Genomic DNA, 22,169 nt, shown 5'->3' with positions numbered 1-22,169 from the left:
GGCCGGTGGGCGGGCACGCGGACCGCACGCTGCGGGCACTCGGACTGGACGGGGTGCCGCGCGAGGAGCCGCTGCTCTACCCCGGTGCCTGGCCCGCCGGCTCCGGACTGCTCGACGGCGACCGGTACCTGCCGCTGGACCGCCTCCGCCACGACGAGCGCACGCCCGTCCTCGCCATCGGGTCCAACGGCTGTCCGGGCCAGCTGCGGCACAAGCTGCGCGCGGCCGGGGCCACCTCCCCGCTGCCGATGGTGAAGGCGCGGGTCACCGGTGTCGACGCGGGGGTGTCGGCCCACGTCAGCCTCGCCGGGTACGTCTCGGCCTCGCCCGTCCTCGTGCCGGGCACGGTACGGGAGCTGTTCGTCCTGTGGCTCGACGCAGGGCAGCTCGCGGCGATCGACGCCAGCGAGGGCGTGCCCATGCCGGGCGGCAACTTCGACCGGGCATGGCTGCCCGACCCCGGTGTGCGGGTCGAACTCGCCGACGGCAGCCGCCTGCCCGGGGTGTTCGCCTACGTCAACCGGCACGGGGTCCTGCACGACGGCACCGGCGCGCCGCGCGTCCACCCGGGCCAGCGGGAGCTGCTCGCGGGTCTGCTGGCGGGCCTTCCGCGCCTGCGGGAGCTGTTCGGCGTGCTCCCCGAGGAGTTCTGCGCACGGGCCCGGGCCGACCGGCGGCTGTGCGAGCGGGGCACGCGGCTGTTCGCCGAGGAGGACCTGGTGACGGCCTCCGGCCTCGAGCGGTACGCCGCGGTGTGGTCGGCGCTGGCTCAGCAGTACCGCAGCCCCGGGACCGGCGCGTCGTTGTCGCCGCCCTTGACGTAGACGTCGCTGACCCACACGTCCCGGTTGCCGCTGTCGTCGTCGGTCCTGGCCCACCAGACGTTCGTCCAGCGGCCGTCGGTCTCCCGGCGGCCGAGGTTCTGCTGGCAGTAGAAGTAGTTGGTGCCGGCGTTGAGGATGCCGGCCTTGGTGCCGGAGGCGGTGTACGAGGCGGCGGTCTTCCAGACGTGGCAGTTGTACTTGCCGCCGCCGATGGCGTGGCAGGCCGGGGTTTGGGTGGCCGTACTGCCGTCCGTCGCGCCCCGGTTCCCGGTACCGGCGGTGCCGGGGTCGCCGCCGTCCGGGGTGCGCCCGTCCGTGCCGCCCGACCCGCCCTCGGGGGCCTTGGCGGCCGGCGGGGTGGCGGATCCCCGGGGAGACGCCTCCTTGCCGGTGGCGGGCTTGGTCGTGCCGTCGTCCGGCCGCGTCGCCGGCCTGCGGGCGCCGTCGTCGGTGCGGGCGGATCGCGAGGCGGCGGCGGCATCGGTGCGCGCGTCCTCCCCGGCGCCGTCCGAGCCTGCGAGCAGGGCGGCCGTGGTCCCGGCGGCGGCCAGGACGACCGTGACGGCCGCGGCGGCGAGCAGGGCCCGGGACGAGCGGCGCCGGGGCGCGGAGGGCGTGGGCAGGGGCCCGGTCGGGGGCTGCCGCACCGTCCCGGCGGGACCGGCGGCTGCCGGGCTCACGGCGGTGACGTCGTGGGCGCCCGGACCGGAACCCGGCCCGGCGGTCTCCTGCCGGCCGGACCCCTCCGGCCCGGCATCCGTCCCCGCGCCGGGCCGCTCGGGCGCGGATCCGGGCGTCGCACCGCCCGCAGGCACCGGCTGATCCGGCTCGGGCGCCTGCGGCCGCAGGGGCTGCGGCGGGCCGAAGCCCGGCGGCACGGAGGGGAGGCTGCGCTCGGTCGCGGCGCGCGGGGACGGGGCGGCCGGGCCGCGCCGCAGCGTGGACGTCGGCCTGTCGGCGCTGCCCGCGTCCGCGACCGACCCGAGCAGCGCGCGGGCCTGCTCCGCCTCCGGGCGGGACTCCGGGCGCTTGTCCATCAGCCGCCGCAGGACGGGAGCGAGCGGACCGGCCCGGCGGGGTTCCGGGAGCGGCTCGGTGACGATCGCGGTGAGGGTGGAGAAGGTGGACGTCCGGCGGAAGGGCGAGGCGCCCTCCACCGCCGCGTAGAGCGTGGCGCCCAGCGCCCAGATGTCGGAGGCGGGACCGGGGTCGGCGCCCTGGGCGCGCTCGGGGGCCAGGTAGTCGAGGGAGCCGACGAGTTCGCCGCTGCGGGTGAGGTGGGTGGCCGAGCCGTCGCCCGGGTCGTCCATGGTGGCGATGCCGAAGTCGGTGAGGACGACCCGGCCGGAGCGGTCGAGCAGGATGTTGCCCGGCTTCACGTCCCGGTGCAGGACGCCCACCCGGTGGGCCGCGGCCAGCGCGTCCACGACCTCGGCGCCGATCCCGGCGGCCTCGTGCGGGTCGAGCGTGCCGCGCTCGCGCAGGACGTCGTCCAGGGACGGCCCGTCGACCAGTTCCATGATGATGAGCGGGCGGCCGTCGGCCTCGGCGATGTCGTGCACGGCGACGACGCCCGGGTGGCGGACCCGGGCCGCGGCACGCGCCTCGCGCTGCATGCGCAGGCGCAGCGCGGCCAGTTCGGGACCGGCGACGTCGGTGTAGGTGCGCAGTTCCTTGACGGCGACCTCACGGCCGAGGACCTCGTCGACCGCCTTCCACACGACTCCCATGCCGCCGCGCCCCAGCCGGCCGGTGACGCGGTAGCGGCCCGCCAGCAGGCGGCCGGCTCCCTCGTCGTGTCCGTACTCCCCCGTCGACACCGCTGCCCCGTTCCCCTGACCCGTCGGACCGGCCGTGGCGCCGGTGCGTGGCGTACAGGTTACGGGGCGGCGGTGACGTGCCCGGCCGGTGCCGGCAGCTGTGACAGGGCCGGTACGTACAGGTGGCGCGGGGCCTCAGGCGGACGCCGTCAGGTCACCGCGCCGGGGCATCGCGAAGCCCTCCAGGTCGGCACGGGTCAGGCCGGTCAGCCGGGCCACCTCCCCGATGTCCAGGGCGCCGCAGTCCAGGCCGCGCAGCAGATAGCCGCTGAGGGCCTTGGCGGTGGCGGGCTCGTCCATGACGTCGCCGCCGGAGCGGTTGGCGTAGCGGGTGAGACGGGCGGCTGCCTGCTCGAAGCCCTCGCGGTAGAAGGCGAAGACGGCCGCGTAGCGGGTGGGGATGTGGCCCGGGTGCATGTCCCAGCCCTGGTAGTAGGCGCGGGCCAGGGCGCGGCGGGTGAGGCCGTAGTGCAGGCGCCAGGCGGCGTGCACCTTCTCGGTGGGACCGACGGGCAGGACGTTGGTGGAGCCGTCGCAGACGCGTACGCCCGTGCCGGCCGCGGCGACCTGCATGACGGCCTTGGCGTGGTCGGCCGCGGGGTGGTCGCTGGCCTGGTGGGCGGCGGAGACGCCGAGGCAGGCGCTGTAGTCGAAGGTGCCGTAGTGCAGTCCGGTGGCGCGGCCCTCGGCGGCCTGGATCATGCGGGCCACGGTGGCGGTGCCGTCGGCGGCGAGGATGGACTGGCTGGTCTCGATCTGGATCTCGAAGCCGATCCGGCCGGGTTCGAGGCCGTGGGTCTTCTCGAAGGCGTCCAGCAGCCGGGCCATGGCGGTGACCTGCTCGGCGTAGGTCACCTTGGGCAGGGTGAGGACCAGCCCGGCGGGCAGACCCCCGGCCTCCATCAGGCCGGTGAGGAAGATGTCGAGGGTGCGGATGCCCCGGGCGCGCACGGCCGCTTCCATGCACTTCATGCGGATGCCCATGTAGGGGGTTGCGGTGCCCTCCGCGTAGGCCTCGGCGACGATCCGGGCTGCGCGGGCGGCGGCCTCGTCCTCCTCGGCGTCGGGGCGGTTGCCGTAGCCGTCCTCGAAGTCGACGCGGAGGTCCTCGATCGGTTCGCGTTCCAGCTTGGCGCGCACGCGGGCGTGGACGGGCTCGGCGAGTTCCTCGGGCAGGCCGAGGACGGCGGCGAAGGAGGCGGGGTCGGGGGCGTGCTCGTCGAGGGCGGCGAGGGCCCGGTCGCCCCAGGAGCGGATCGTGTCGGCGGCGAAGGCGTCGCCGGGGACGTAGACCGTGTGCACGGGCTGGCGGGTGCCGGGGTCCCCGGGGTAGCGGCGCTCCAGTTCGGCGTCGACCGGCGCGAGGGAGGCGCTGATCTCCTCGCTGACGGCGCCCGCGAGGCTCGTCGCCACCTTCTCCTGCCGGCCCTGACCCATCCCGAACCCCTCCTGTTTTCCGCTGTACGGAATCAACAATCCGTAGAGCGAAGTTATCGGCCGACCTCCGGCCCGGTCAACACCGTCGTGACATGCGGTTCCCCATCTCAGGCTCCCCGGGGCTGCAGTCCCGCCCCCATCTTCCGTATTCAGCAGGCAACCTTCATCCTGACGTGCGAGGGAGTGGACCACGTGTCGAACGAGGCCGGAGTGACGCGCCGCCACGGGCTCAAGGCGGCGGCCGCCGCCGCTGTCGCAGGACCGCTGCTCACCACAGCGGGCGCCACCCGCTCCGCCACCGCCGGCGAGCACCCGGGGGCCCTGGACGTCATGACGTTCAACGTGCGCTTCGCGACCGTCGTCGACGAGACCCCGCGCTGGTCCGTGCGCCGGCCGGTGATGCGGGAACTGCTCCGCCGCGAGCGACCGCACCTGCTCGGCACCCAGGAAGGGCTCTACCGGCAGGTGCGCATGATCGAGGCGGATCTCGGCGAGCACTACGACTGGATAGGCACCGGACGCGGGGGCGGCAGCAAGGACGAGTTCATGGCGGTCTTCTACGACACGCGCAGACTCGAGCCCCTCGAGTTCGACCACTTCTGGCTGTCCGGCACCCCGTACACGATCGCGTCGAACACGTGGGACGCGGACTGGCTGCGCATGGTGACCTGGGTCCGCTTCGCCGACCTCGCCGCCGGCGGACGGCAGTTCTACGCCCTCAACACCCACCTGGACAGCGTCAGCCAGTACGCCCGGGAACGCTCCGCGCGGCTCATCGGCGAGACGATCGCCGGCTGGGACCGGTCGCTGCCCGTCGTCGTCACCGGCGACTTCAACGCGGAAGCCCACCACAACCGGGTGTACGACCTCATGCTGGAGACCGGGCTGGTCGACGCCTGGGACGCGGCGGCCTCACGGGGCCCCGCGTACGGGACGCACCACCGCTACCGGACGCCCCTGCCCGGCGGGCGGCGCATCGACTGGATCCTCACCAGCCCCGGGGTGACCACGCACTGGGCCGGGATGAACACCTTCAGCCTGGACGGGACCTACCCGAGCGACCATCTGCCGGTGCAGGCCTCGATGACCCTGGGATGAGCAGGGGCCCCCGTGACCGGCCGGTCACGGGGGCCCCTGCTGCCGCCGGGAGGCGATCAGCCCTTGCGGGCCTTGATCTCCTCGGTCAGGGCCGGGACGACGTCGAACAGGTCGCCGACGACGCCGTAGTCGACGAGGTCGAAGATCGGGGCCTCGGCGTCCTTGTTGACCGCGACGATCGTCTTCGAGGTCTGCATGCCGGCACGGTGCTGGATCGCGCCGGAGATGCCGTTGGCGATGTAGAGCTGCGGCGAGACCGACTTGCCGGTCTGGCCGACCTGGTTGGTGTGCGGGTACCAGCCGGCGTCCACCGCGGCACGCGAGGCGCCGACGGCCGCGCCGAGGGAGTCGGCGAGGGCCTCGATGAGCGCGAAGTTCTCCGCGCCGTTCACGCCACGGCCGCCGGAGACCACGATCGCGGCCTCGGTCAGCTCCGGACGGCCCGTGGACTCACGCGGCGTGCGGCCGGTGACCTTGGTGCCGGTGGCCTGCGCGGAGAAGGACACGCTCAGCGCCTCGACGGTGCCGGCGGCCGGGGCGGCCTCCACGGCGGCGCTGTTCGGCTTGACCGTGATGACCGGAGTGCCCTTGGAGACGCGGGACTTGGTGGTGTAGGACGCGGCGAACACCGACTGGGTGGCCACCGGGCCCTCGTCGCCGGCCTCGAGGTCGACGGCGTCGGTGATGATGCCGGAGCCGAGACGCAGCGCCAGGCGGGCGGCGATCTCCTTGCCCTCGGCGGAGGACGGCACCAGCACGGCGGCCGGGGACACGGCCTCGTGGGCGGCCTGCAGGGCGTCCACCTTCGGGACGACCAGGTAGTCGGCGTACTCGGCGGCCTCGTGCGTGAGGACCTTGACCGCGCCGTGCTCGGCGAGGACGGCGGCGGTGTCGCCGGCGCCGTTGCCCAGCGCGACGGCGACCGGCTCGCCGATGCGGCGGGCGAGGGTCAGCAGCTCCAGGGTGGGCTTGCGGACGGCACCGTCCACGTGGTCGACGTAGACGAGAACTTCAGCCATGGGACTTCTTCTCTCCTGCTTGCGAAAGATGAGGGACGGTCGACGGTCGGGCTCAGATGAACTTCTGGCCCGCGAGGAACTCAGCGAGCTGCTTGCCGCCCTCGCCCTCGTCCTTGACGATCGTGCCCGCGGTGCGGGCCGGGCGCTCGGCCGCGCCGTCGACGGCCGTCCAGGAGCCCTCCAGGCCGACCTCCTCCGCCTCGATGTCGAGGTCGGACAGGTCCCAGGACTCCACCGGCTTCTTCTTGGCCGCCATGATGCCCTTGAAGGAGGGGTAGCGCGCCTCGCCCGACTGGTCGGTCACGGAGACGACCGCCGGCAGGGAGGCCTCCAGGTTCTCGGAGGCGGCGTCGCCGTCGCGGCGGCCCTTGACCGTGCCGTCCTCGACCGAGACCTCGGAGAGCAGGGTGACCTGCGGGACGCCCAGCCGCTCGGCGAGCAGCGCGGGGACGACGCCCATGGTGCCGTCGGTGGAGGCCATGCCGGAGATGACCAGGTCGTAACCGGCCTTCTCGATCGCCTTGGCCAGGATCAGGGAGGTGCCGATGGCGTCGGTGCCGTGGATGTCGTCGTCCTCGACGTGGATCGCCTTGTCGGCGCCCATGGACAGCGCCTTGCGCAGGGCGTCCTTGGCGTCCTCGGGGCCCACCGTCAGAACGGTGATCTCCACGTCGTCGTCGGAGTTCTCGGAGATCTGCAGCGCCTGCTCGACCGCGTACTCGTCGAGCTCGGAGAGCAGACCGTCCACGTCGTCCCGGTCGACGGTCAGGTCATCGGCGAAGTGCCGGTCGCCAGTGGCGTCGGGCACGTACTTCACAGTGACAACGATCCTCAAGCTCACGCCGGCTCTCCTACTGCATCGTCATTTCTCGGCTGCCTCTTGCAGGCAGCATAGGCGCCTCAAGCGGCCGATCCCGGTCGGGGCGACCCACGCTCCGAGCGAAATATTACTCGTCAGTACACAGAGTTCGTTCCCGCTAAGCAAGCGCTTTGAACTGTGACCTTCGCAACGCAGCGTAACCGGAACTCGACGGTCGCGCAGCCCGGTGGGGAGCGGCGTTCAGCCGCCGAGCCGGTGGAAGGCGCCCTGGTGGTAGAGCAGGGGGCGGCCGGCGCCCGTGGCGTCTCCGTGCACCACCTCGGCGATGACGAGCCGGTGGTCGCCCGCGGGCACCCGGGCCACGATCCGGCCCACCAGCCAGGCGGACACGCCGTCCAGCACGGGGACGCCCTCGGGGCCTTCGTGCCAGACGGTGGGCGGGGCGAAGCGGTCGGCCCCGCTGCGGGCGAAGGTGGCGGCCAGCTCCTGCTGGTGCTCGCCGAGCACGTGGACGCCGACGTGCCCGGCCTCGGCCAGCGCGGGCCAGCTGGACGCGCCGGTGCCGACACCGAACGAGAACAGGGGCGGCTCGGCGGACACGGAGGTCAGGGAGGTGGCGGTGAAGCCCACCGGACCGTCCTCGCCACGGGCGGTGACGACGGCGACGCCCGCGGCGTGCCGCCGGAACACCGAGCGCAGCAGGCCGGTCGTGGTCAGGAGGTCCGCAGGCATGCGGTCAGGCTGACGATAAATGGCCGGCGCAGTCAAGTTCGTTCCCTGATGTGGGAGATGGCTCACTGACGGTTTCACGGCGCGTCCACCGCCTCGCCCAGCGCGGCGATGACGTCGGCCTTGCGGGGCTGCCCGGCGGCCCTGCGCACCACCCGGCCGCCGGCGTCCAGGACCAGCACGGTCGGCGTCTTGAGGACGTCGAACCGGCGCACGAGGTCCAGGTGGGCCTCGGCGTCGATCTCGACGTGGGCCACGCCCGGGACCAGTCCGGCGACCTCGCCGAGCACCCGCCGGGTGGCGCGGCAGGGCGCGCAGAAGGCGCTGGAGAACTGCACCAGCGTCGCCCGCTCCCCCAGATCGGCGCCCAGGTCCGCCGCATCGAGCCGCTTGCCGTCGTCCCGCCCGCGCACCCGCACTCTCCCGCTCCGCCGCTTGTGCAGCACTCCGAAGGCGCTCGCCGCCGCGAGCACCGCCACGCACACCACCAGTCCGGTCATCACCTGCTGCAAGCGTTCACGAGACCGCAAAGATTCCCGCCCCCACAACGGCGCCCGGCTGCGGAATGCTTGCTTCCCATGGACATCGATGCAAGAGGGCCGCGTTTCGGCGCGGTGGTCACCACCGTCGTGCTGGCGGCCGTCCTGGTGACGGGCAGCGCGTGGCTGCTGGCGTGGCAGACGCTGGCGTTCCTGCTGGGCGCGGCCGGCGGGGTGCGGCGCTCGCCCTACGGCGTGCTGTTCGCCCGCCTCGTGCGGCCCCGGCTCGGGCCGCCGGCCGCGTTCGAGGCGCCCGAGCCGCCGCGCTTCGCCCAGGCGGTCGGGCTGCTGTTCGCCGGACTGGGTCTCGTCGGTTTCACCGTCGGCCCCGAGTGGCTGGGGTTCGCGGCGACCGGCGCGGCGCTCGCGGCGGCCTTCCTCAATGCGGCGTTCGGGTACTGCCTGGGCTGCGAGTTGTACCTGCTCGTGCGGCGCGCGACGGTGCGCGCGGAGTAATGCGGACGTAAAAGCACGAGGTGAGATCGACGGGCGACGTGACGAGAATCTCTCCGGCTGCGGGCACGAGGACTGGCTACCCGGCCGTTCTTCGGGCACCATCTGCGACAAGCCGTAAACCTACGGCTGCGTAACTTGTCCGCTGGGAATCCCTTCCCAGGCAGAGCAGGAAGGGTCCGAACCGCCCATGGCAGAGCTCGTCTACCGTCCCGTCGTCGGCTTCGCCCGCACGCTGTTCAAGGTGTGGGACCTCAAGATCGACTGTCAGGGTTCGGAGAACATCCCGCGCTCGGGCGGCGCCGTACTGGTGAGCAACCACATCAGCTACCTGGACTTCGTCTTCAACGGCCTGGCCGCGCTGCCCCAGAAGCGCCTGGTGCGCTTCATGGCCAAGGAGTCGGTCTTCCGCCACCGGGTCTCCGGCCCGCTGATGCGCGGGATGAAGCACATCCCGGTGGACCGCAAGCAGGGCGAGGCGGCGTACGCGCACGCCCTGGACTCGCTGCGCTCGGGCGAGATCGTCGGGGTGTTCCCCGAGGCGACGATCTCGCCGTCGTTCACGCTGAAGAGCTTCAAGTCCGGCGCCGCGCGCCTGGCGCAGGAGGCCGGCGTACCGCTGATCCCGATGGCGGTGTGGGGCACGCAGCGACTGTGGACCAAGGGCCAGCCGCGCAACTTCAAGCGCAGCCACCTCCCGATCACGATCCGCGTGGGCGAGGCGATCGAGGCCTCCCGCGACAAGTACGCCGGCGCGCTCACCCGGCAGGTGCGCGAGCGCGTGCAGGAGCTGCTGGAGGCTGCCCAGCGCGCCTACCCCGTCCGCCCGAAGGGCCCGGACGACACCTGGTGGATGCCGGCCCACCTCGGGGGCACGGCCCCGACGCCTGAGCAGGTCCGGGCGGCGGAGGCGCACTGACGCCGGGGCGGCCCCGGCTCAGACGCAGGACTCGGGCGCGCGTACGTCGATCGCGGCGCCCGGGCTGAACTTCGCCAGCAGCTCGGCGAGCTCCCGCGCGGCCTCCTGGACCTCGGCGACGGGCAGGGGCGCCATGCTCTCCAGCAGGAAGATGCCGGACGTCGTCCGTTCGGTGAGGCGCGTGCGCGGCCCCTGGCGCCAGTTCCAGCGCCGACAGGTGACGCCCCGGTCGTCGCACCAGACGACCTCGCCCGCGTCGGGGTGCTCGACGGTCTCCTCACCGCCGGCGACGGTCACGAACTCCTCCCCGCCCGTGGCACGGAGCAGGCGCATGCCGCCCTCGATCCGGTCGAGGTCCTCGCCGCCGACCGGGATCAGGTGGGCGACGGACACGGCGTTGTAGAGGTCGACGAGCAGGTTGATGCGGGGCAGCCCGGCGTCGGACAGGGCCCGCTTGGCCAGTGCCTCGGCGGAGTTGCGCGTGCGGGACGGCTTCGAGCCGAAGGCCGTGTACGTCTCGCGCCAGGCGGCCATGTGCGGGTCCTCGTGCGGGGCGCGGCCGTCCAGCCGGGCCGCCAGACGCCGGGCCGATGCGTCCAGCAGGGCCGCACTCGCCTCGGTGCTGGGCCCGTTGACCAGGCCGTGGGCCTCGACGGCGACATGGGTGAAGCCGGGCGCGAGGGCGCGTACGCCGTCCGACACGGTCAGGGTGAGCGTCATGGTGGGGGCCTTGCCTCGGGAGTGCGGTCGGGGCGGTCGGCCGGGTGCCGCTCGCGGGGCGGCCGGGGCGACCACTGCGGTGCAGCATACCGGACCTCAAAGTCCAGTCGACTGGACGCACAGTGCCGTACGACAGCCCCCTCCCGGATACCCGGGACCGCCCACGCCTTCGACACCGAACGCGTCCGCCGCGCCCCTCGGTGAGGTGCGCGGCGGACGTGTGCAGGGACCGCGGGACGGAGGTCCCCGGGTGGTGGCTAGCGGGCCATCTCTTCCTTCAGGGCCGCGAGGAACGCGTCCACGTCGTCCTCGGTCGTGTCGAAGGAGCACATCCAGCGGACGTCGCCCGCGGCCTCGTCCCAGAAGTAGAACCGGAACCGCTGCTGCAGGCGCTCGCTGACGTCGTGCGGCAGCCGGGCGAACACCGCGTTGGCCTGGACCGGGTAGAGGATCTCCACCCCGTGCACCGAGCGCACGCCCTCGGCCAGGCGCTGCGCCATCTCGTTGGCGTGCCGGGCGTTGCGCAGCCACAGGTTCCGGGCGAGCAGGGCCTCCAGCTGCACCGACACGAACCGCATCTTCGAGGCGAGCTGCATGGACAGCTTGCGCAGGTGCTTCATGTGGCGCACGGCGTCCTGGTTGATCACCACGACCGCCTCGCCGAACAGGGCGCCGTTCTTCGTGCCGCCCAGGGACAGCAGGTCGACGCCGGCCGCGTTCGTGAGCGTCCGCAGGGGGACGTCCAGGGTGGCGGCGGCGTTGGCCAGCCGGGAGCCGTCCAGGTGCACCTTCATGCCCAGCGCGTGGGCGTGGTCGCACAGCGCCCGTATCTCGTCGGGCGTGTAGACCGTGCCCAGCTCGGTGGCCTGGGTGATCGACACGACCTGCGGCATCGCGCGGTGCTCGTCGTCCCAGCCGTAGGCCTGCCGGTCGATCAGCTCGGGGGTGAGCTTGCCGTCGGGCGTGGGCACGGTGAGCAGCTTCAGGCCGCCGACGCGCTCGGGTGCGCCGCCCTCGTCGACGTTGATGTGCGCGCTCTCGGCGCAGATCACCGCGCCCCAGCGGTCGGTGACCGCCTGGAGCGCGACGACGTTGGCGCCGGTGCCGTTGAAGACCGGGAACGCCTCGGCCGTGGGGCCGAAGTGGCTGCGCACCAGGTGCTGCAGGTTCTCGGTGTACGCGTCCTCGCCGTAGGCGACCTGGTGCCCGCCGTTGGCCACGGCCAGGGCGGCGAGCACCTCCGGGTGCACGCCGGCGTAGTTGTCGCTGGCGAAACCGCGGGTCTCGGGGTCGTGGTGGCGGCGGGCGTCGGTCTTCGGCGGGTTCACGGCTTCTCGGTGAGCCACAGACGTTTTCCGTTCACTTCGGCGGCGGGCTTGTCCCAGACCTCGGTGATGGCCTCGGCCAGGTCCTTGACGTCGGTGAAGCCCGCGAACTTCGCGTTGGGGCGGTCGGCGCGCATGGCGTCGTGCACCAGTGCCTTCACCACCAGGATCGCAGCCGCCGAGGTCGGGCCCTCGGGGCCCCCGGCCTTGCGGAAGTAGTCGGCCATGGCCAGTGTCCAGGCCTCCGCCGCGGCCTTTCCGGCGGCGTAGGCGGCGTTGCCCGCGGTGGGCCTGCTCGCCCCCGCGGCGCTGATCAGCACGTAGCGTCCGCGGTCGCTGCGCTGCAGCCCCTCGTGGAAGGCGAGGGAGGTGTGCTGCACGGTGCGGACCAGCAGCATCTCCAGGAAGTCCCAGTCGTCGAGGCTGGTCCTGGTGAAGGTCTCGCTGCCGCGCCAGCCGCCGACGAGGTGGACCAGGCCGTCGACGCGGCCGAAGTCCTTCTCGATGCGGTCGGCCCAGTCGCGGGTGGCCTGCAGGTCGAGCAGGTCGACCGTGTCACCGGTGACGGTGGCGCCGCCGGTGGCGTAGCTCGCCGCGTCGACGGCCTCGGCCAGCCGCTCCGGATCGTTGTCGGAGCCGATGACGGTGGCTCCCGCCTCGGCCAGCCTGATCAGCGCGGCCCGGCCGGCGGGCCCGCCCGCTCCGGCCACCGCGATCACCGCACCGCTGAGCGCCCCGTTCCCCGCCATGGTCTTCGCCTCCTGAGCAGTGTTCTCGGTACGCCGATCGCTCACGCGGCGATCCGCTCGGTGCTGTCCGCAGTGATGCCCTTGGTGGAGGCGATCACGTTCTTCAGCTTCTTGGACAGTGCCTCATAGAACATGCTCAGCGGAAACTCGTCCGGAAGCACGTCGTCGACGAGCTTGCGCGGCGGCTGCGTCAGGTCCAGGGCGTCGGGGCCCTTGGCCCACGTGGAGCCCGGGTGCGGGGAGAGGTAGGTGGAGACGAGCTCGTAGCCGGCGAACCAGTGGACGAGCTTGGGGCGGTCGATGCCGTCGCGGTACAGCTGCTCGATCTCGCCGCACAGCTGGTTGGTGACCTGCGGGGCGCGCTCCCAGTCGATGCTGAGCCGGTTGTCGGTCCAGCGGACGACGTCGTGCTTGTGGAGGTAGGCGAAGAGGAGCTGGCCGCCGAGGCCGTCGTAGTTGCGGACCCGCTCGCCGGTGACGGGGAAGCGGAACATGCGGTCGAAGAGGACCGCGACCTGCACGTCCCGGGCCTGCGGGACACCGTCCCGGGCGAGCTTCACGGCCTCCTTGAAGGCGGTGAGGTCGCAGCGCAGCTCCTCCAGGCCGTACATCCAGAACGGCTGGCGCTGCTTGATCATGAACGGGTCGAAGGGCAGGTCGCCGTGGCTGTGGGTGCGGTCGTGGACCATGTCCCACAGGACGAAGGCCTCCTCGCAGCGCTTCTGGTCGTGGACCATCGCGGCCACGTCCTCCGGCAGCTCCAGGCCCAGGATGTCGACGGCGGCGTCGGTGACGCGCCGGAAGCGGGCGGCCTCGCGGTCGCAGAAGATGCCGCCCCAGGTGAACCGCTCCGGGGCCTCGCGCACGGCGATGGTCTCGGGGAACAGGACGGCCGAGTTGGTGTCGTAGCCGGCCGTGAAGTCCTCGAACGTGATGCCGCAGAAGAGCGGGTTGTCGTAGCGGGTGCGCTCCAGCTCGGCCAGCCAGTCCGGCCAGACCATGCGCAGCACGACCGCCTCGAGGTTGCGGTCCGGGTTGCCGTTCTGCGTGTACATCGGGAAGACGACCAGGTGCTGCAGCCCGTCCGCCCGGTTCGCGGCGGGCTGGAAGGCCAGCAGCGAGTCGAGGAAGTCGGGCACCTGGAAACCGCCGTCGGCCCAGCGGGTGAGGTCCTTGGCCAGGGCCTCGTGGTAGGCGGCGTCGTGCGGGAGCAGCGGGGAGAGCTCCTGGACCGCGTCCACGACCTGGCGGACGGCGAGCTCGGCGTCCGCCGCGGCGGGCGCGCCCTCGGCGCCGAAGTCGATCGACCCGTCCTTGGACTGCCAGGGCCGGATCCGCTCCACGGCATCCTTGAGCACGGGCCATGCCGGGTGCTCCACCACCCTGGCCACGGGAGGAACCGTCTCCTCCGAACCCACTTGCACAAGAATTTCCGTCATGTCACACCCTCCACGGGAGAATCTCACGTATGCAGACCGTATACACACGAGGTTCCGTCCAGCAAGGGCCGCCTCGGGAAAATATCCTGCCTCACCCGGGTCTTCACCGCACTTTTTCCTGTCAACCATGCTTCTGCCCATGCCTGGACGGGGCATGCGCGCACCTCTGCGCAGGGGGCCGGTGCAGGCGATACGGTCGAGTGGGCCGCCAGGCCCCCGCAGCCGCCTGTCGACGGAAGGAAGTCGTGTCTTGAACCTCCTCACGATCGGTCACCGCGGAGTCATGGGTGTGGAGCCCGAGAACACCCTCCGGTCCTTCGTCGCCGCCCAGGAGGCGGGGCTCGACGCCATCGAACTGGACCTGCACCTGAGCAAGGACGGCGCGCTGGTCGTCATGCACGACGCGGACGTGGACCGCACCACCGACGGCACGGGGCCGATCGCCGAGAAGACCCTCGCGGAGCTGCGGGCGCTGGACGCGGGACGAGGCGAGCGGGTGCCGGTCTTCGAGGAGGTCCTGGAGGCCGTCCATGCGCCCCTCCAGGCCGAGATCAAGGACGTGCAGGCGGCGCGCGCCCTGGCCGAGGTGATCAACGCGCGCGGGCTGGCCGCCCGGGTGGAGGTGTCCTCGTTCCACGACGAGGCGGTCGCGGAGATCGCCCGCCTGGTGCCGGGCGTGCGCACCGCGCTGGTGGCCAGCCGCTACGGCACCGACGTCGTTGACCGTGCGGTGGCGGTGGGGGCCGCGACGGTCTGCCTGAACATCCGGCGGCTCACCCTGGAGATCGTGGAGCGGGCCCGGGCGGCCGATCTGCGGATCATCGGGTGGGTGGTGAACACGCAGGACCACCTGCGCCTGGTCCGGGCGTTCGGGCTCGACGGCGCGACCACCGACCACCCGGACATCAAGCGCACGGGCCGCTTCACGGCGTAGGGCCGCGGCCCCGGGGCCGGGTGGCTACCCGAGCCGCTTGACCAGCAGCTCGAACTCCAGGTCGTCGCGCTGCGGAAGACCGAACCGCTCGTCGCCGTACGGGAACGGGGTCATCCGGCCCGTGCGGCGGTAGCCGCGCCGCTCGTACCAGGCGATGAGGTCCTCGCGCACGGAGATCACGGTCATCTGCATCTCCGTCACGCCCCAGGCCTCGCGGGCCTGCCGCTCCGCCTCCGCGATGATCAGCTTGCCGAGCCCGGCGCCCTGGAGCGCGGGACTGACCGCGAACATCCCGAAGTAGGCGTGCTCGCCCTGGTGCTCCAGCTGGCAGCAGGCGACGATCCGGCCGTCGCGCTCCACCGCGAGCAGCCTGCTGCCGGGCGACTCGACGACCTCCAGCACGCCCTGCGGATCGGTCCGCTGCCCTTCGAGGATGTCCGCCTCGGTGGTCCACCCGGCCCGGCTGGCCTCGCCCCGGTACGCCGATTCGATCAGCGCGACCAGTTCGTCCACGTCGGTGTCCGTGGCGTCCCGGAAGGTCAGTGCGGTGGTGGCGGTCTCCATGGGCGTGCGTCTCCGTCTTCCTGGCGCGGCTCGGGCAGGGACGAGCGTAACCCCGCCGCCGGGCCGCGCCGCTAGGCTCCGCGGCATGGTGCATGTACTCAGCAGCCGGATCCTGCTCCGCCCCACCGATCCCGAGCGGTCCCGCGCCTTCTACGGGGAGCAGCTGGGCCTCGCCGTGTACCGGGAGTTCGGCACGGGTCCCGAGCGCGGCACGGTCTACTTCCTCGGCGGCGGCTTCCTGGAGGTGTCGGGCCGGGCCGCCTCCCGCACGGAGCCGGCGGTACGGCTGTGGCTGCAGGTGGACGACGCGGCGGCGGCCGAGGCGGAGCTGCGCGCGAAGGGCGTGGAGATCGTGCGGCCCCCGGTGCGTGAGCCGTGGGGGCTGGTCGAGATGTGGATCGCCGACCCGGACGGCACCCCGATCGTGCTGGTCGAGGTACCGGCGGACCACCCGATCCGCCACCGGCCCGGCATCTGAGGCGAGCGGGGCCGGTACTCGACCGCATCCCCTCCGTGGAGGCCGGTGCTCCGCCGGCGTCCCCGGATGGCATCCGCTCCCGGCGGCGGCTTAGCGTGCTGGAGGGGGCCTCCTGCGGAAGGAACGCCATGAAGCTCGACGCACCGGTGACCGGCGGGCCCTGCTGGGCGGAGCTCGGCACGAGCGACCTGGAGGAGGCCCGGCGGTTCTACACGCGCCTGTTCGGCTGGCGGCCGCAGACCGACCCCCGCCAGGAGGCGGGCGGCTACACCGTCGCCCACCTCGGGGACGCGGCCGTCGCCGCCCTCGCTCCCCTCTACCAGCCCTCCCAGCCGGTGGGGTGGAACGTGGCGTTCGCGGTGACGGAGGCGGACGCGGCCGCCCGAGCGGTGACCGAGGCGGGCGGGACGGTGCTGCTGGACCCGGTGGACATGTTCGACGCGGGCCGCTTGGTGGTGGCGGCCGACCCGGGCGGTGCGGTGTTCCAGCTCTGGCAGGCGGGCACCTTCCCGGGCGCCGGGCTGTTCAACGCGCCGGGCACGCTCGGCTGGGTGGAACTCTTCACCCGGGACCCGGAGCAGGCCGTCGCGTTCTACGGCCGCGTGTTCGGCTGGAGCATCCGCGCCTCGGACCGCTACACGCAGTGGGGGCTCGACGGCGCGGACTTCGGCGGCATGGTGACGATGGACGACAAGTTCCCGCCGGAGGTGCCGCCCCACTGGCTGCCCTACTTCGCCGTCGCCGACGTGGACGGGACGACCGCCGTCGTCCAGCGGCACGGCACGGTCCTGATGGTCCCGACGTCCGTCCCCGACGGTCCGCGCATCGCGGTGCTGCGGGATCCGCAGGGCGCGATGTTCGGGGTGTATCCGGCGGAGTACGACTTCTGAGCGAGGCCGGCGGGGGTGCCCTCCCGGCGCCGGTGCCGTCCGGTCCCCGGCAGGGCGGGTACGGTCCCAGCGCCCTGCCCCGGCTTCCCGCCGCTGCGTGCTCCCCTCAGGACCGCAGCGCCCCCAGGCGGCCCTCCAGCTGGCCGAGCAACTCACCCAGCAGAGCGGCGAGTTCCCCTTGCTCGGGGCTGTCCAGGCCCGACAGCGCGGCGGCCTCGTAGGCGAGCTGGGAGGGCAGGACGGCGTCGACCAGGTCGCGGCCGGCGTCGGTGAGGCGGAGGTGGACGACCCGGCGGTCGCGGTCGTCACCACGGCGCTCGACCAGGCCGCGCTCGGAGAGCTGCTTGAGCCGCTTGGTGACGGCGGCACCGGAGGAGAACGTCTCCCGGGCCAGCTCCCCGGGGGTCAGCTCGTGCCCGGTCCGCCGCAGCGCGCCCAGCAGATCGAACTCCGGCCGGCTGAGGCCCGCCCGGCGCAGGGGCGCGTCCTCGGCCTGCTGGAGGAGCGCGGCGCAGCGGTTGATCCGCCCGATGACCTCCATCGGGCCGGTGTCGAGCCCGGGGTGCACCGACCGCCACTGCCGGACGACGGCGGCGACGGTGTCGCCCCGGCGACCGGGGGCCGGACCGCCCCCGCCCTCGTCGGCAGCGCGAGACACTCCCACGGCCTCGCCGCCGGCGGCCTGACCGGCTCCACTCCCGTCGGAAGCGCAAGACTCCCCTGCGGCCCCGACGCCGGGGTCCTCGGCCCCGGACGGCCGTTCCCGGGCAGCGGCCGTGCCTCCTCCGACCCCTTGCCGTGATCCGGCCCCCCGTCCGTTCCCCCGGGGTGACGATCCCTCGGTCGGCGTCATGCCCGTACGTCCTCCGTCTCCGTGCCCGCGCTCCGCTGCGGGAGCAGCCCCTGGCGTCGTGCCGTAGCGGCGAGCGTACGGTGTCCGGACTGCTCGGTGAGCACGACCCTCTCGTGGGGCAGGGCCCGCTGCCACCATTCACCGGCCGCGGCGTCGGCGGCGGCCCGCAGATCGGCCAGGGCCGCCGCGAGCGCGCGGCGGGCCGATTCCAGGGCGGCCGGATCGGGGTCCGGCCCGGCCGGCAGCCGGGCGGCCTCCTCACGGGCCCGGTCGGCGGCCGCCAGGGCGCGCTCCACCCGGTCGCCCGCACGGCGGTCGGTGACCACCACCGCGGCGGCGAAACCGACCAGCGCACCGACGACGGTGTCCACGACGCGCTCCTTCATCAGCTCCCCGGGCGCCTGGTACCCGGCGAACTCCGTGATGAGCAGCGCCATCGGCGTCACGCAGACACTGCCCAGCCAGTAGTTGCGGCTGATGAGCACCTCCGCGCCGAAGCCGAAGGCCAGGCAGCACAGCACGAGGGCGGCAGGGCCGAGGTGGGCCAGCGGCACGACGGCCAGGAAGACGAGGACGCCGGCGACGTTGCCCACCACGCGCTGCACCGCGCGGCCCCAGGTGAGGGTGAGGTTGGCCTGGTAGAGGGAGGCGGCGGTGACCAGCGCCCAGTACGGGCGGCCGATGCCCAGGGCGAGGGAGGCGTACCCGGCGAGGGCGCAGCCGAGCGCCGTGCGGGCCGCGAGCGGGGTCAGGGGGCCCAGGCGGCTCCACAGCGGCCGGGCCGCCGCCGGCCCGAGGAGTTCCTCGGCGGCGGCGGGCGGGAGACCGGCCCGGGGCACGGGCCCGGTGCCGCGCAGTTCGTCGGCCCAGGCGCGCAGCCGGCCGACGTCCGCCTCCGCCGGGGCGGCGAGGGCCACCTCGGCGCGCACGACGAGCCGCGCCAGTGCCCGCCGGGTCCGCGAGGGGGCCTTGGTGGACAGCAGCGACTGCCAGGCCGTCTGCACGGCGGCGTAGCCGGCCGCGCGGGCCCGGTCCGTTTCCGTCCCGGCGGTTGCGGCGCACGCGGCGGCCGCCTTCAGCGCGGCGGCGGTGGCCCGGCGCTCCGGGCCGTGCGGGCGCAGCAGTCCGGGCGCCATGCACACCAGCCAGGCCCAGGCCCCCGTGGCGGCGGCGAGGGCCAGGTGGCCCGGGACCTGGGCGAGGGTCTGCGGCGCGAACAGCGAGGCCGAGGTGACGAACGTGAGGACGACGTTGCCCGGCGGACCGACGCGGGTGGCGTCGCACAGCACCTTCTGCGCGGCCGCGAGCAGCGCTCCGACGGTGACCAGGACGACGGCGCTGCCGGTGACCGAGGCGGCGACCAGGGCGGCGCCGAGACCGCCGAGCATGCCGAGCACCACCCACAGCAGGGCCCGGGCCCGGGCGGCATAGGGCCGGTTGTGGGTGTACAGGGCGCACAGGGACCCGGCCATCGTGTACATCGCCAGGTCGAGCCGCCCGAGCGCCAGGAGCGTCAGGTTGGGCGGTGCCGTCGAGGCCACCACGCTCAGCGCGGGCTTGAACCAGATCTCGGAGGGCCGGCCGAGGCGCAGCACGCCCGCCGGCGGAAGGCGCCGAGGGGCTGTGGCGGAGGGGGTGGTGCTCATGGCGTTCCAGATTAACAGGTGTTTTACTCGCGAAAGATCTGCTCTCACCTGCCGTGCTCCGGGGAATGCTCCCCGTGTACACCCTTGCGCTCGCGTGCGCACCGCCCGGCCCGGGCATCGAATGACCGACCGTCGAACGGGGAGGTACGCGTGCACGGACCGGCATCGTCCGGCTGGCTGCTGGTGGCGCTCTGCGCGGTGACCGGCGCCTACTGCCTGCTGCGGATGCGCGGCGGGGCCGAGGGGGAACGCGGTGCGGCGGGTGGCGAGGCGCTGATGGGCTTCGGGATGGCGGTGATGGCGGTCCCGGCCGCGGTGTTCACACCGCCCGCGTGGGCCTGGCCCGCGTACGCGGTGGTGTTCGGGGCGGCGGGCCTGCACGCGCTGTGGGCCGCGCGGTCCGGCGCGCACCACCTGCACCATCTGGTGGGGGCCGGGGCGATGGTCTACATGTCCGTCGTCATGGCGGGCTCCCCCGCCCACGCGCACGGCGGGGGCGGCTCGGGGGTTCCGCTGCTGACGGGTGCGCTGCTGCTGTACTTCACCGGGTACGTGCTGCTCGCCGGGGTGCGGCTGGTGCCGGTCGCGGCCGTGGCCGGGAGCGGGGGCGCGGGTGCGGCCGGGGGCGGGAGCACGGGTGCGGCCGGGTGGGGCGACCGGCCGGAGCTGGCGCGGGCCTGCCGCCTGTCCATGGGGATGGCGATGGTGGCGATGCTGCTGACGTTGTGACACCGGAGCGTCGCGCCGCTGCGGCCGACGGGGACGGCGGCGCCGCTGCCCGCGGGCGGCACGCCCCGCGCGCTTCGGCCGCCGCTCCCTCCCGGCGCGAGCCCCGGCACCGGGCAGGCGTCCACCCGGCTTCGGCTGTCCCCGCGCGGAGTTCGGGGGACTCGGCCGCTCACCTGGCTCCGACGGCCGGGGTCGGCTCGGGCGGGCTCCCGAGCCCCCGGCGGCACCGGTACCGGCCCGCCGCCCGAACGCGGCGCGGGTCGGTTCCGGCCCGGGGCTGCGGATTTCGTTGCCTGCGTCACTTCGGCCCCACGAGCCGTACCGCTGGGAGGCGCTCCGCTCATAGGCTGCGGCCATGATGCTCCCCGCGGCGCTGCTGCTGCTCGGCGCCCTGACGGCCGTGGTCGCTCCCCGGCTGCTCGCCCGGGCGGACTGGCCGGACCGCGAGCCGGTGGTGGCGCTGTGGGTCTGGCAGTGCGTGGTGGCGGCCGTGCTGATGTGCTGTGCGCTGTCGATGACGCTGAGTGCGGCGGCGGCCTGGCACGCGGTCGGCGGGCACGTCTTCGCGCCGGCGCCCGGCCCGGTCGTCGAGGCCTACGCCCTCGGCACGGCCGGCAACTGGGCGGCGAGCACCGCGGTGGTGCTGGCCTGCGGCGGGTTGTGGAGCGCGGCGATGCTGGTCCGTGAGATCGGCCGGGCGCGTGCCCGGCGCCGCCGCCGCCGCGCCGACCTCCTGGTCCGGGCCCCGCTGATGCCGGGCGAGGTGGCCGTGTCCGGCCGGCTCGTCGTCCTGGAGAGCGAGCGGCCCGACGCCTGGTGGGTGCCCGGCACCCCGGCGCAACTGGTCGTCACCACGGCCGCGTTGCACCGGCTGAAGGGCCGGCAGCTGGACGCCGTCCTGGCCCATGAGCAGGGACACGCCCGCGCCCGGCACGACTGGCTGCTGAACTGCTCCTCGGCCCTCGCGGGCGGCTTCCCGCGGGTGCCGGTGTTCGCCGCCTTCCGCGACGAGATGCACCGCCTGGTCGAACTCGCCGCCGACGACACGGCGTCGCGCCGCTTCGGCCGGCTGACCACGGCCCTGGCCCTGGTCGAACTGAACGAGCACCGGGGCGTGTTCGGCCCCTGCCCGACGCCGCACGCTCATGTTCCGGCCCGGGTGCACCGGTTGCTCACTCCCCCGGACCGCCTGTCCCCCTCGCGGCGGCTGCGGCTGACGGCGGCGGCCGCGCTGGTGCCGGTGGTGCCGGTGCTGGTGGCGTTCGTCCCGGGGCTGCGGGCCCTGGGCTGATCCCGGCCGCGGCGGTTCCGGCCGGGTGGACGAGGGGTGTCCGGGGCGCGTCACCCGGGTGACGGCAGATCGTTCCCGTGCTGGTTTCGGATCCCCGGGTTCGGCGAGTATCGCTGTATGCACCCCTCGTCCGTCGACTCCCCGCCCCGCCCGGAGCACCGCACCACCGCCACGCTCGCGGGTGCCCTGGCCCTGTGCTCGGCCCTGCTGCTGACCCTCGTCGCGGCGAGATGGAGTCCGCTCGTGGCCGCGGACGGCGACATCGCGGCCACCGCGCACCGCTGGGCGGTCGACGAGGGCGGCGTCACTCAGGCGTGCCGCATCCTGACGGACTGGGTCTGGGACCCGTGGACGATGCGGTTGCTGTGCGCGGCCGTCGTCGTGGCGCTGGTGGTGCGGTTCGCGGCGAGATGGACGGCGGTGTGGCTGGCGGTGGCGGTGGCCTGCGGCACGCTGCTGCAGCAGGGTCTGAAGGCGGCCGTGGACCGGCCCCGACCGGTGTGGCCCGACCCGGTCGACTCGGCCCACTACGCGGCCTTCCCCTCCGGGCACGCGATGACCGCCACGGTGGTGTGCGGACTGCTGCTGTGGCTGCTGCACCGCCACGGCGTGACCCGCGCGGTGTGGTGCACGGCCCTGGCCGTCGCCGTCGTCTCCGTCGTGGGGGTCGGCCTGACGCGGATCTGGCTGGGCGTGCACTGGCCGTCGGACGTGGTGGGCGGCTGGCTGCTGGGCGCGACGGTGGTGGCCCTGGCGGTGTGGGCGCACGCCCGGTGGCAGCCGCGGCGGGCGGACGGACAGGACTGAGAACTCCGGGCCCGTGTCCGGCCGGCAGGTCGAGGCCGGGGCCGGCGAGCGGTCCCAGCCACCCCATGGACCGGCTGAAGGCCCGG

The 22,169-nt window shown here is 73.9% G+C and carries 23 protein-coding genes; 10 read left to right on the top strand and 13 right to left on the bottom strand.

Annotated elements, in window-relative coordinates; all coding sequences use genetic code 11:
- The first annotated feature begins 5 nt into the window (after positions 1–5).
- Positions 6–824 carry a hypothetical protein gene (locus tag ACFYWG_RS06770; protein WP_389199744.1) on the top strand — a complete coding sequence of 273 codons (819 nt, stop codon included), beginning with the start codon at positions 6–8 and terminating at the stop codon, positions 822–824.
- Here the strand turns inward: ACFYWG_RS06770 and ACFYWG_RS06765 are convergent.
- Together ACFYWG_RS06765 and ACFYWG_RS06760 are read right to left on the bottom strand one after the other, a co-directional pair.
- On the bottom strand, positions 770–2,644 hold the full coding sequence (locus ACFYWG_RS06765; protein WP_389199743.1) for a protein kinase: 1,875 nt from the start codon (positions 2,642–2,644) through the stop codon (positions 770–772). The two genes, ACFYWG_RS06770 and ACFYWG_RS06765, sit on opposite strands and share 55 nt — an antisense overlap.
- Before the next feature lie 135 nt (positions 2,645–2,779).
- Positions 2,780–4,081, bottom strand: coding sequence for a DUF6986 family protein (locus ACFYWG_RS06760; RefSeq protein ID WP_389199742.1), 1,302 nt, complete (start codon positions 4,079–4,081; stop codon positions 2,780–2,782).
- A 192-nt stretch (positions 4,082–4,273) separates the two neighbouring features.
- On the opposite strand from ACFYWG_RS06760, the gene ACFYWG_RS06755 reads away from it, so the two are divergent.
- A complete protein-coding gene (locus ACFYWG_RS06755; protein WP_389199740.1) occupies positions 4,274–5,179 on the top strand; it encodes an endonuclease/exonuclease/phosphatase family protein in 906 nt (301 codons plus the stop codon).
- A gap of 56 nt (positions 5,180–5,235) precedes the next feature.
- Here the strand turns inward: ACFYWG_RS06755 and ACFYWG_RS06750 are convergent, their stop codons facing one another.
- From ACFYWG_RS06750 to ACFYWG_RS06735, 4 genes are all read right to left on the bottom strand, one after another.
- Complete coding sequence (locus ACFYWG_RS06750; protein WP_383510752.1) at positions 5,236–6,198, bottom strand: electron transfer flavoprotein subunit alpha/FixB family protein; 963 nt, start codon at positions 6,196–6,198, stop codon at positions 5,236–5,238.
- 52 nt (positions 6,199–6,250) lie between these two features.
- On the bottom strand, positions 6,251–7,039 hold the full coding sequence (locus ACFYWG_RS06745; RefSeq protein WP_376326397.1) for an electron transfer flavoprotein subunit beta/FixA family protein: 789 nt from the start codon (positions 7,037–7,039) through the stop codon (positions 6,251–6,253).
- Positions 7,040–7,258: 219 nt separating this feature from the next.
- A complete protein-coding gene (locus tag ACFYWG_RS06740; protein WP_383510754.1) occupies positions 7,259–7,750 on the bottom strand; it encodes a flavin reductase family protein in 492 nt (163 codons plus the stop codon).
- Positions 7,751–7,824: 74 nt separating this feature from the next.
- Positions 7,825–8,247, bottom strand: a complete 423-nt coding sequence (locus tag ACFYWG_RS06735) for a thioredoxin family protein (RefSeq protein WP_376326421.1) — start codon at positions 8,245–8,247, stop codon at positions 7,825–7,827.
- A gap of 78 nt (positions 8,248–8,325) precedes the next feature.
- Between ACFYWG_RS06735 and ACFYWG_RS06730 the strand changes: the two genes are divergently transcribed.
- Positions 8,326–8,742 carry a DUF4395 domain-containing protein gene (locus ACFYWG_RS06730; RefSeq protein WP_376326393.1) on the top strand — a complete coding sequence of 139 codons (417 nt, stop codon included), beginning with the start codon at positions 8,326–8,328 and terminating at the stop codon, positions 8,740–8,742.
- 187 nt (positions 8,743–8,929) lie between these two features.
- Positions 8,930–9,658, top strand: coding sequence for a lysophospholipid acyltransferase family protein (locus tag ACFYWG_RS06725; protein WP_376326392.1), 729 nt, complete (start codon positions 8,930–8,932; stop codon positions 9,656–9,658).
- Between the two features lie 18 nt (positions 9,659–9,676).
- On the opposite strand, the gene ACFYWG_RS06720 is transcribed toward ACFYWG_RS06725, so the two are convergent.
- The 4 genes from ACFYWG_RS06720 to ACFYWG_RS06705 all read right to left on the bottom strand — a co-directional run bounded on the left by ACFYWG_RS06720 (position 9,677) and on the right by ACFYWG_RS06705 (position 13,891).
- A complete protein-coding gene (locus tag ACFYWG_RS06720) occupies positions 9,677–10,378 on the bottom strand; it encodes a B3/4 domain-containing protein (RefSeq protein ID WP_389199737.1) in 702 nt (233 codons plus the stop codon).
- 257 nt (positions 10,379–10,635) lie between these two features.
- Positions 10,636–11,706, bottom strand: a complete 1,071-nt coding sequence (locus ACFYWG_RS06715) for a threonine aldolase family protein (RefSeq protein ID WP_389199735.1) — start codon at positions 11,704–11,706, stop codon at positions 10,636–10,638.
- The gene (locus ACFYWG_RS06710; protein ID WP_385414848.1) at positions 11,703–12,452 is read right to left on the bottom strand and encodes an SDR family NAD(P)-dependent oxidoreductase; all 750 of its coding nucleotides are present in this window, start codon (positions 12,450–12,452) and stop codon (positions 11,703–11,705) included. The genes ACFYWG_RS06715 and ACFYWG_RS06710 overlap by 4 nt, the downstream gene beginning before the upstream one ends.
- 41 nt (positions 12,453–12,493) lie before the next feature.
- Complete coding sequence (locus ACFYWG_RS06705; RefSeq protein WP_389199733.1) at positions 12,494–13,891, bottom strand: DUF6421 family protein; 1,398 nt, start codon at positions 13,889–13,891, stop codon at positions 12,494–12,496.
- Between the two features lie 250 nt (positions 13,892–14,141).
- On the opposite strand from ACFYWG_RS06705, the gene ACFYWG_RS06700 reads away from it, so the two are divergent.
- The gene (locus ACFYWG_RS06700; protein ID WP_389199731.1) at positions 14,142–14,825 is read left to right on the top strand and encodes a glycerophosphodiester phosphodiesterase; all 684 of its coding nucleotides are present in this window, start codon (positions 14,142–14,144) and stop codon (positions 14,823–14,825) included.
- A gap of 24 nt (positions 14,826–14,849) precedes the next feature.
- Here ACFYWG_RS06700 and ACFYWG_RS06695 read toward each other — a convergent pair whose 3' ends face one another.
- Entirely contained in the window at positions 14,850–15,389 is a 540-nt protein-coding gene (locus tag ACFYWG_RS06695; RefSeq protein WP_376326382.1) for a GNAT family N-acetyltransferase, read from the bottom strand.
- A gap of 85 nt (positions 15,390–15,474) precedes the next feature.
- On the opposite strand from ACFYWG_RS06695, the gene ACFYWG_RS06690 reads away from it, so the two are divergent.
- Entirely contained in the window at positions 15,475–15,867 is a 393-nt protein-coding gene (locus ACFYWG_RS06690) for a VOC family protein (protein WP_385414687.1), read from the top strand.
- Positions 15,868–15,995: 128 nt separating this feature from the next.
- Positions 15,996–16,757 carry a VOC family protein gene (locus ACFYWG_RS06685; protein WP_383510765.1) on the top strand — a complete coding sequence of 254 codons (762 nt, stop codon included), beginning with the start codon at positions 15,996–15,998 and terminating at the stop codon, positions 16,755–16,757.
- A 106-nt stretch (positions 16,758–16,863) separates the two neighbouring features.
- On the opposite strand, the gene ACFYWG_RS06680 is transcribed toward ACFYWG_RS06685, so the two are convergent.
- Together ACFYWG_RS06680 and ACFYWG_RS06675 are read right to left on the bottom strand one after the other, a co-directional pair.
- Positions 16,864–17,421 (bottom strand): MarR family winged helix-turn-helix transcriptional regulator, encoded by a 558-nt coding sequence (locus ACFYWG_RS06680; RefSeq protein ID WP_383510767.1) that lies wholly within the window; start codon positions 17,419–17,421, stop codon positions 16,864–16,866.
- A gap of 185 nt (positions 17,422–17,606) precedes the next feature.
- Positions 17,607–19,256 carry an FUSC family protein gene (locus ACFYWG_RS06675; RefSeq protein WP_389199728.1) on the bottom strand — a complete coding sequence of 550 codons (1,650 nt, stop codon included), beginning with the start codon at positions 19,254–19,256 and terminating at the stop codon, positions 17,607–17,609.
- A gap of 150 nt (positions 19,257–19,406) precedes the next feature.
- Between ACFYWG_RS06675 and ACFYWG_RS06670 the strand changes: the two genes are divergently transcribed.
- The 3 genes from ACFYWG_RS06670 (at position 19,407) to ACFYWG_RS06660 (ending at position 22,083) form a co-directional block, all read left to right on the top strand.
- Positions 19,407–19,985: a DUF5134 domain-containing protein gene (locus ACFYWG_RS06670; protein ID WP_389199726.1), complete on the top strand. Its 579-nt coding sequence runs from the start codon at positions 19,407–19,409 to the stop codon at positions 19,983–19,985.
- Between the two features lie 355 nt (positions 19,986–20,340).
- Positions 20,341–21,276 carry a M56 family metallopeptidase gene (locus ACFYWG_RS06665; protein ID WP_389199724.1) on the top strand — a complete coding sequence of 312 codons (936 nt, stop codon included), beginning with the start codon at positions 20,341–20,343 and terminating at the stop codon, positions 21,274–21,276.
- Positions 21,277–21,393: 117 nt separating this feature from the next.
- Entirely contained in the window at positions 21,394–22,083 is a 690-nt protein-coding gene (locus ACFYWG_RS06660) for a phosphatase PAP2 family protein (RefSeq protein WP_383508108.1), read from the top strand.
- Positions 22,084–22,169 lie beyond the last annotated feature (86 nt).

It is taken from the genome of Streptomyces sp. NPDC003456, assembly GCF_042878735.1.
GTDB lineage: Bacteria > Actinomycetota > Actinomycetes > Streptomycetales > Streptomycetaceae > Streptomyces.
This window is presented reverse-complemented; position numbering and strand designations above follow the sequence as displayed.

Bases quoted from the DNA above. Each gene is read 5' to 3' on its own strand.
- ACFYWG_RS06760 (WP_389199742.1), bottom strand. From the start codon at position 4,081: ATGGGTCAGGGCCGGCAGGAGAAGGTGGCGACGAGCCTCGCGGGCGCC.
- ACFYWG_RS06750 (WP_383510752.1), bottom strand. From the start codon at position 6,198: ATGGCTGAAGTTCTCGTCTACGTCGACCACGTGGACGGTGCCGTCCGC.
- ACFYWG_RS06740 (WP_383510754.1), bottom strand. From the start codon at position 7,750: ATGCCTGCGGACCTCCTGACCACGACCGGCCTGCTGCGCTCGGTGTTC.
- ACFYWG_RS06735 (WP_376326421.1), bottom strand. From the start codon at position 8,247: ATGACCGGACTGGTGGTGTGCGTGGCGGTGCTCGCGGCGGCGAGCGCC.
- ACFYWG_RS06730 (WP_376326393.1), top strand. From the start codon at position 8,326: ATGGACATCGATGCAAGAGGGCCGCGTTTCGGCGCGGTGGTCACCACC.
- ACFYWG_RS06725 (WP_376326392.1), top strand. From the start codon at position 8,930: ATGGCAGAGCTCGTCTACCGTCCCGTCGTCGGCTTCGCCCGCACGCTG.
- ACFYWG_RS06720 (WP_389199737.1), bottom strand. From the start codon at position 10,378: ATGACGCTCACCCTGACCGTGTCGGACGGCGTACGCGCCCTCGCGCCC.
- ACFYWG_RS06710 (WP_385414848.1), bottom strand. From the start codon at position 12,452: ATGGCGGGGAACGGGGCGCTCAGCGGTGCGGTGATCGCGGTGGCCGGA.
- ACFYWG_RS06705 (WP_389199733.1), bottom strand. From the start codon at position 13,891: ATGACGGAAATTCTTGTGCAAGTGGGTTCGGAGGAGACGGTTCCTCCC.
- ACFYWG_RS06695 (WP_376326382.1), bottom strand. From the start codon at position 15,389: ATGGAGACCGCCACCACCGCACTGACCTTCCGGGACGCCACGGACACC.
- ACFYWG_RS06690 (WP_385414687.1), top strand. From the start codon at position 15,475: ATGGTGCATGTACTCAGCAGCCGGATCCTGCTCCGCCCCACCGATCCC.
- ACFYWG_RS06685 (WP_383510765.1), top strand. From the start codon at position 15,996: ATGAAGCTCGACGCACCGGTGACCGGCGGGCCCTGCTGGGCGGAGCTC.
- ACFYWG_RS06675 (WP_389199728.1), bottom strand. From the start codon at position 19,256: ATGAGCACCACCCCCTCCGCCACAGCCCCTCGGCGCCTTCCGCCGGCG.
- ACFYWG_RS06665 (WP_389199724.1), top strand. From the start codon at position 20,341: ATGATGCTCCCCGCGGCGCTGCTGCTGCTCGGCGCCCTGACGGCCGTG.
- ACFYWG_RS06660 (WP_383508108.1), top strand. From the start codon at position 21,394: ATGCACCCCTCGTCCGTCGACTCCCCGCCCCGCCCGGAGCACCGCACC.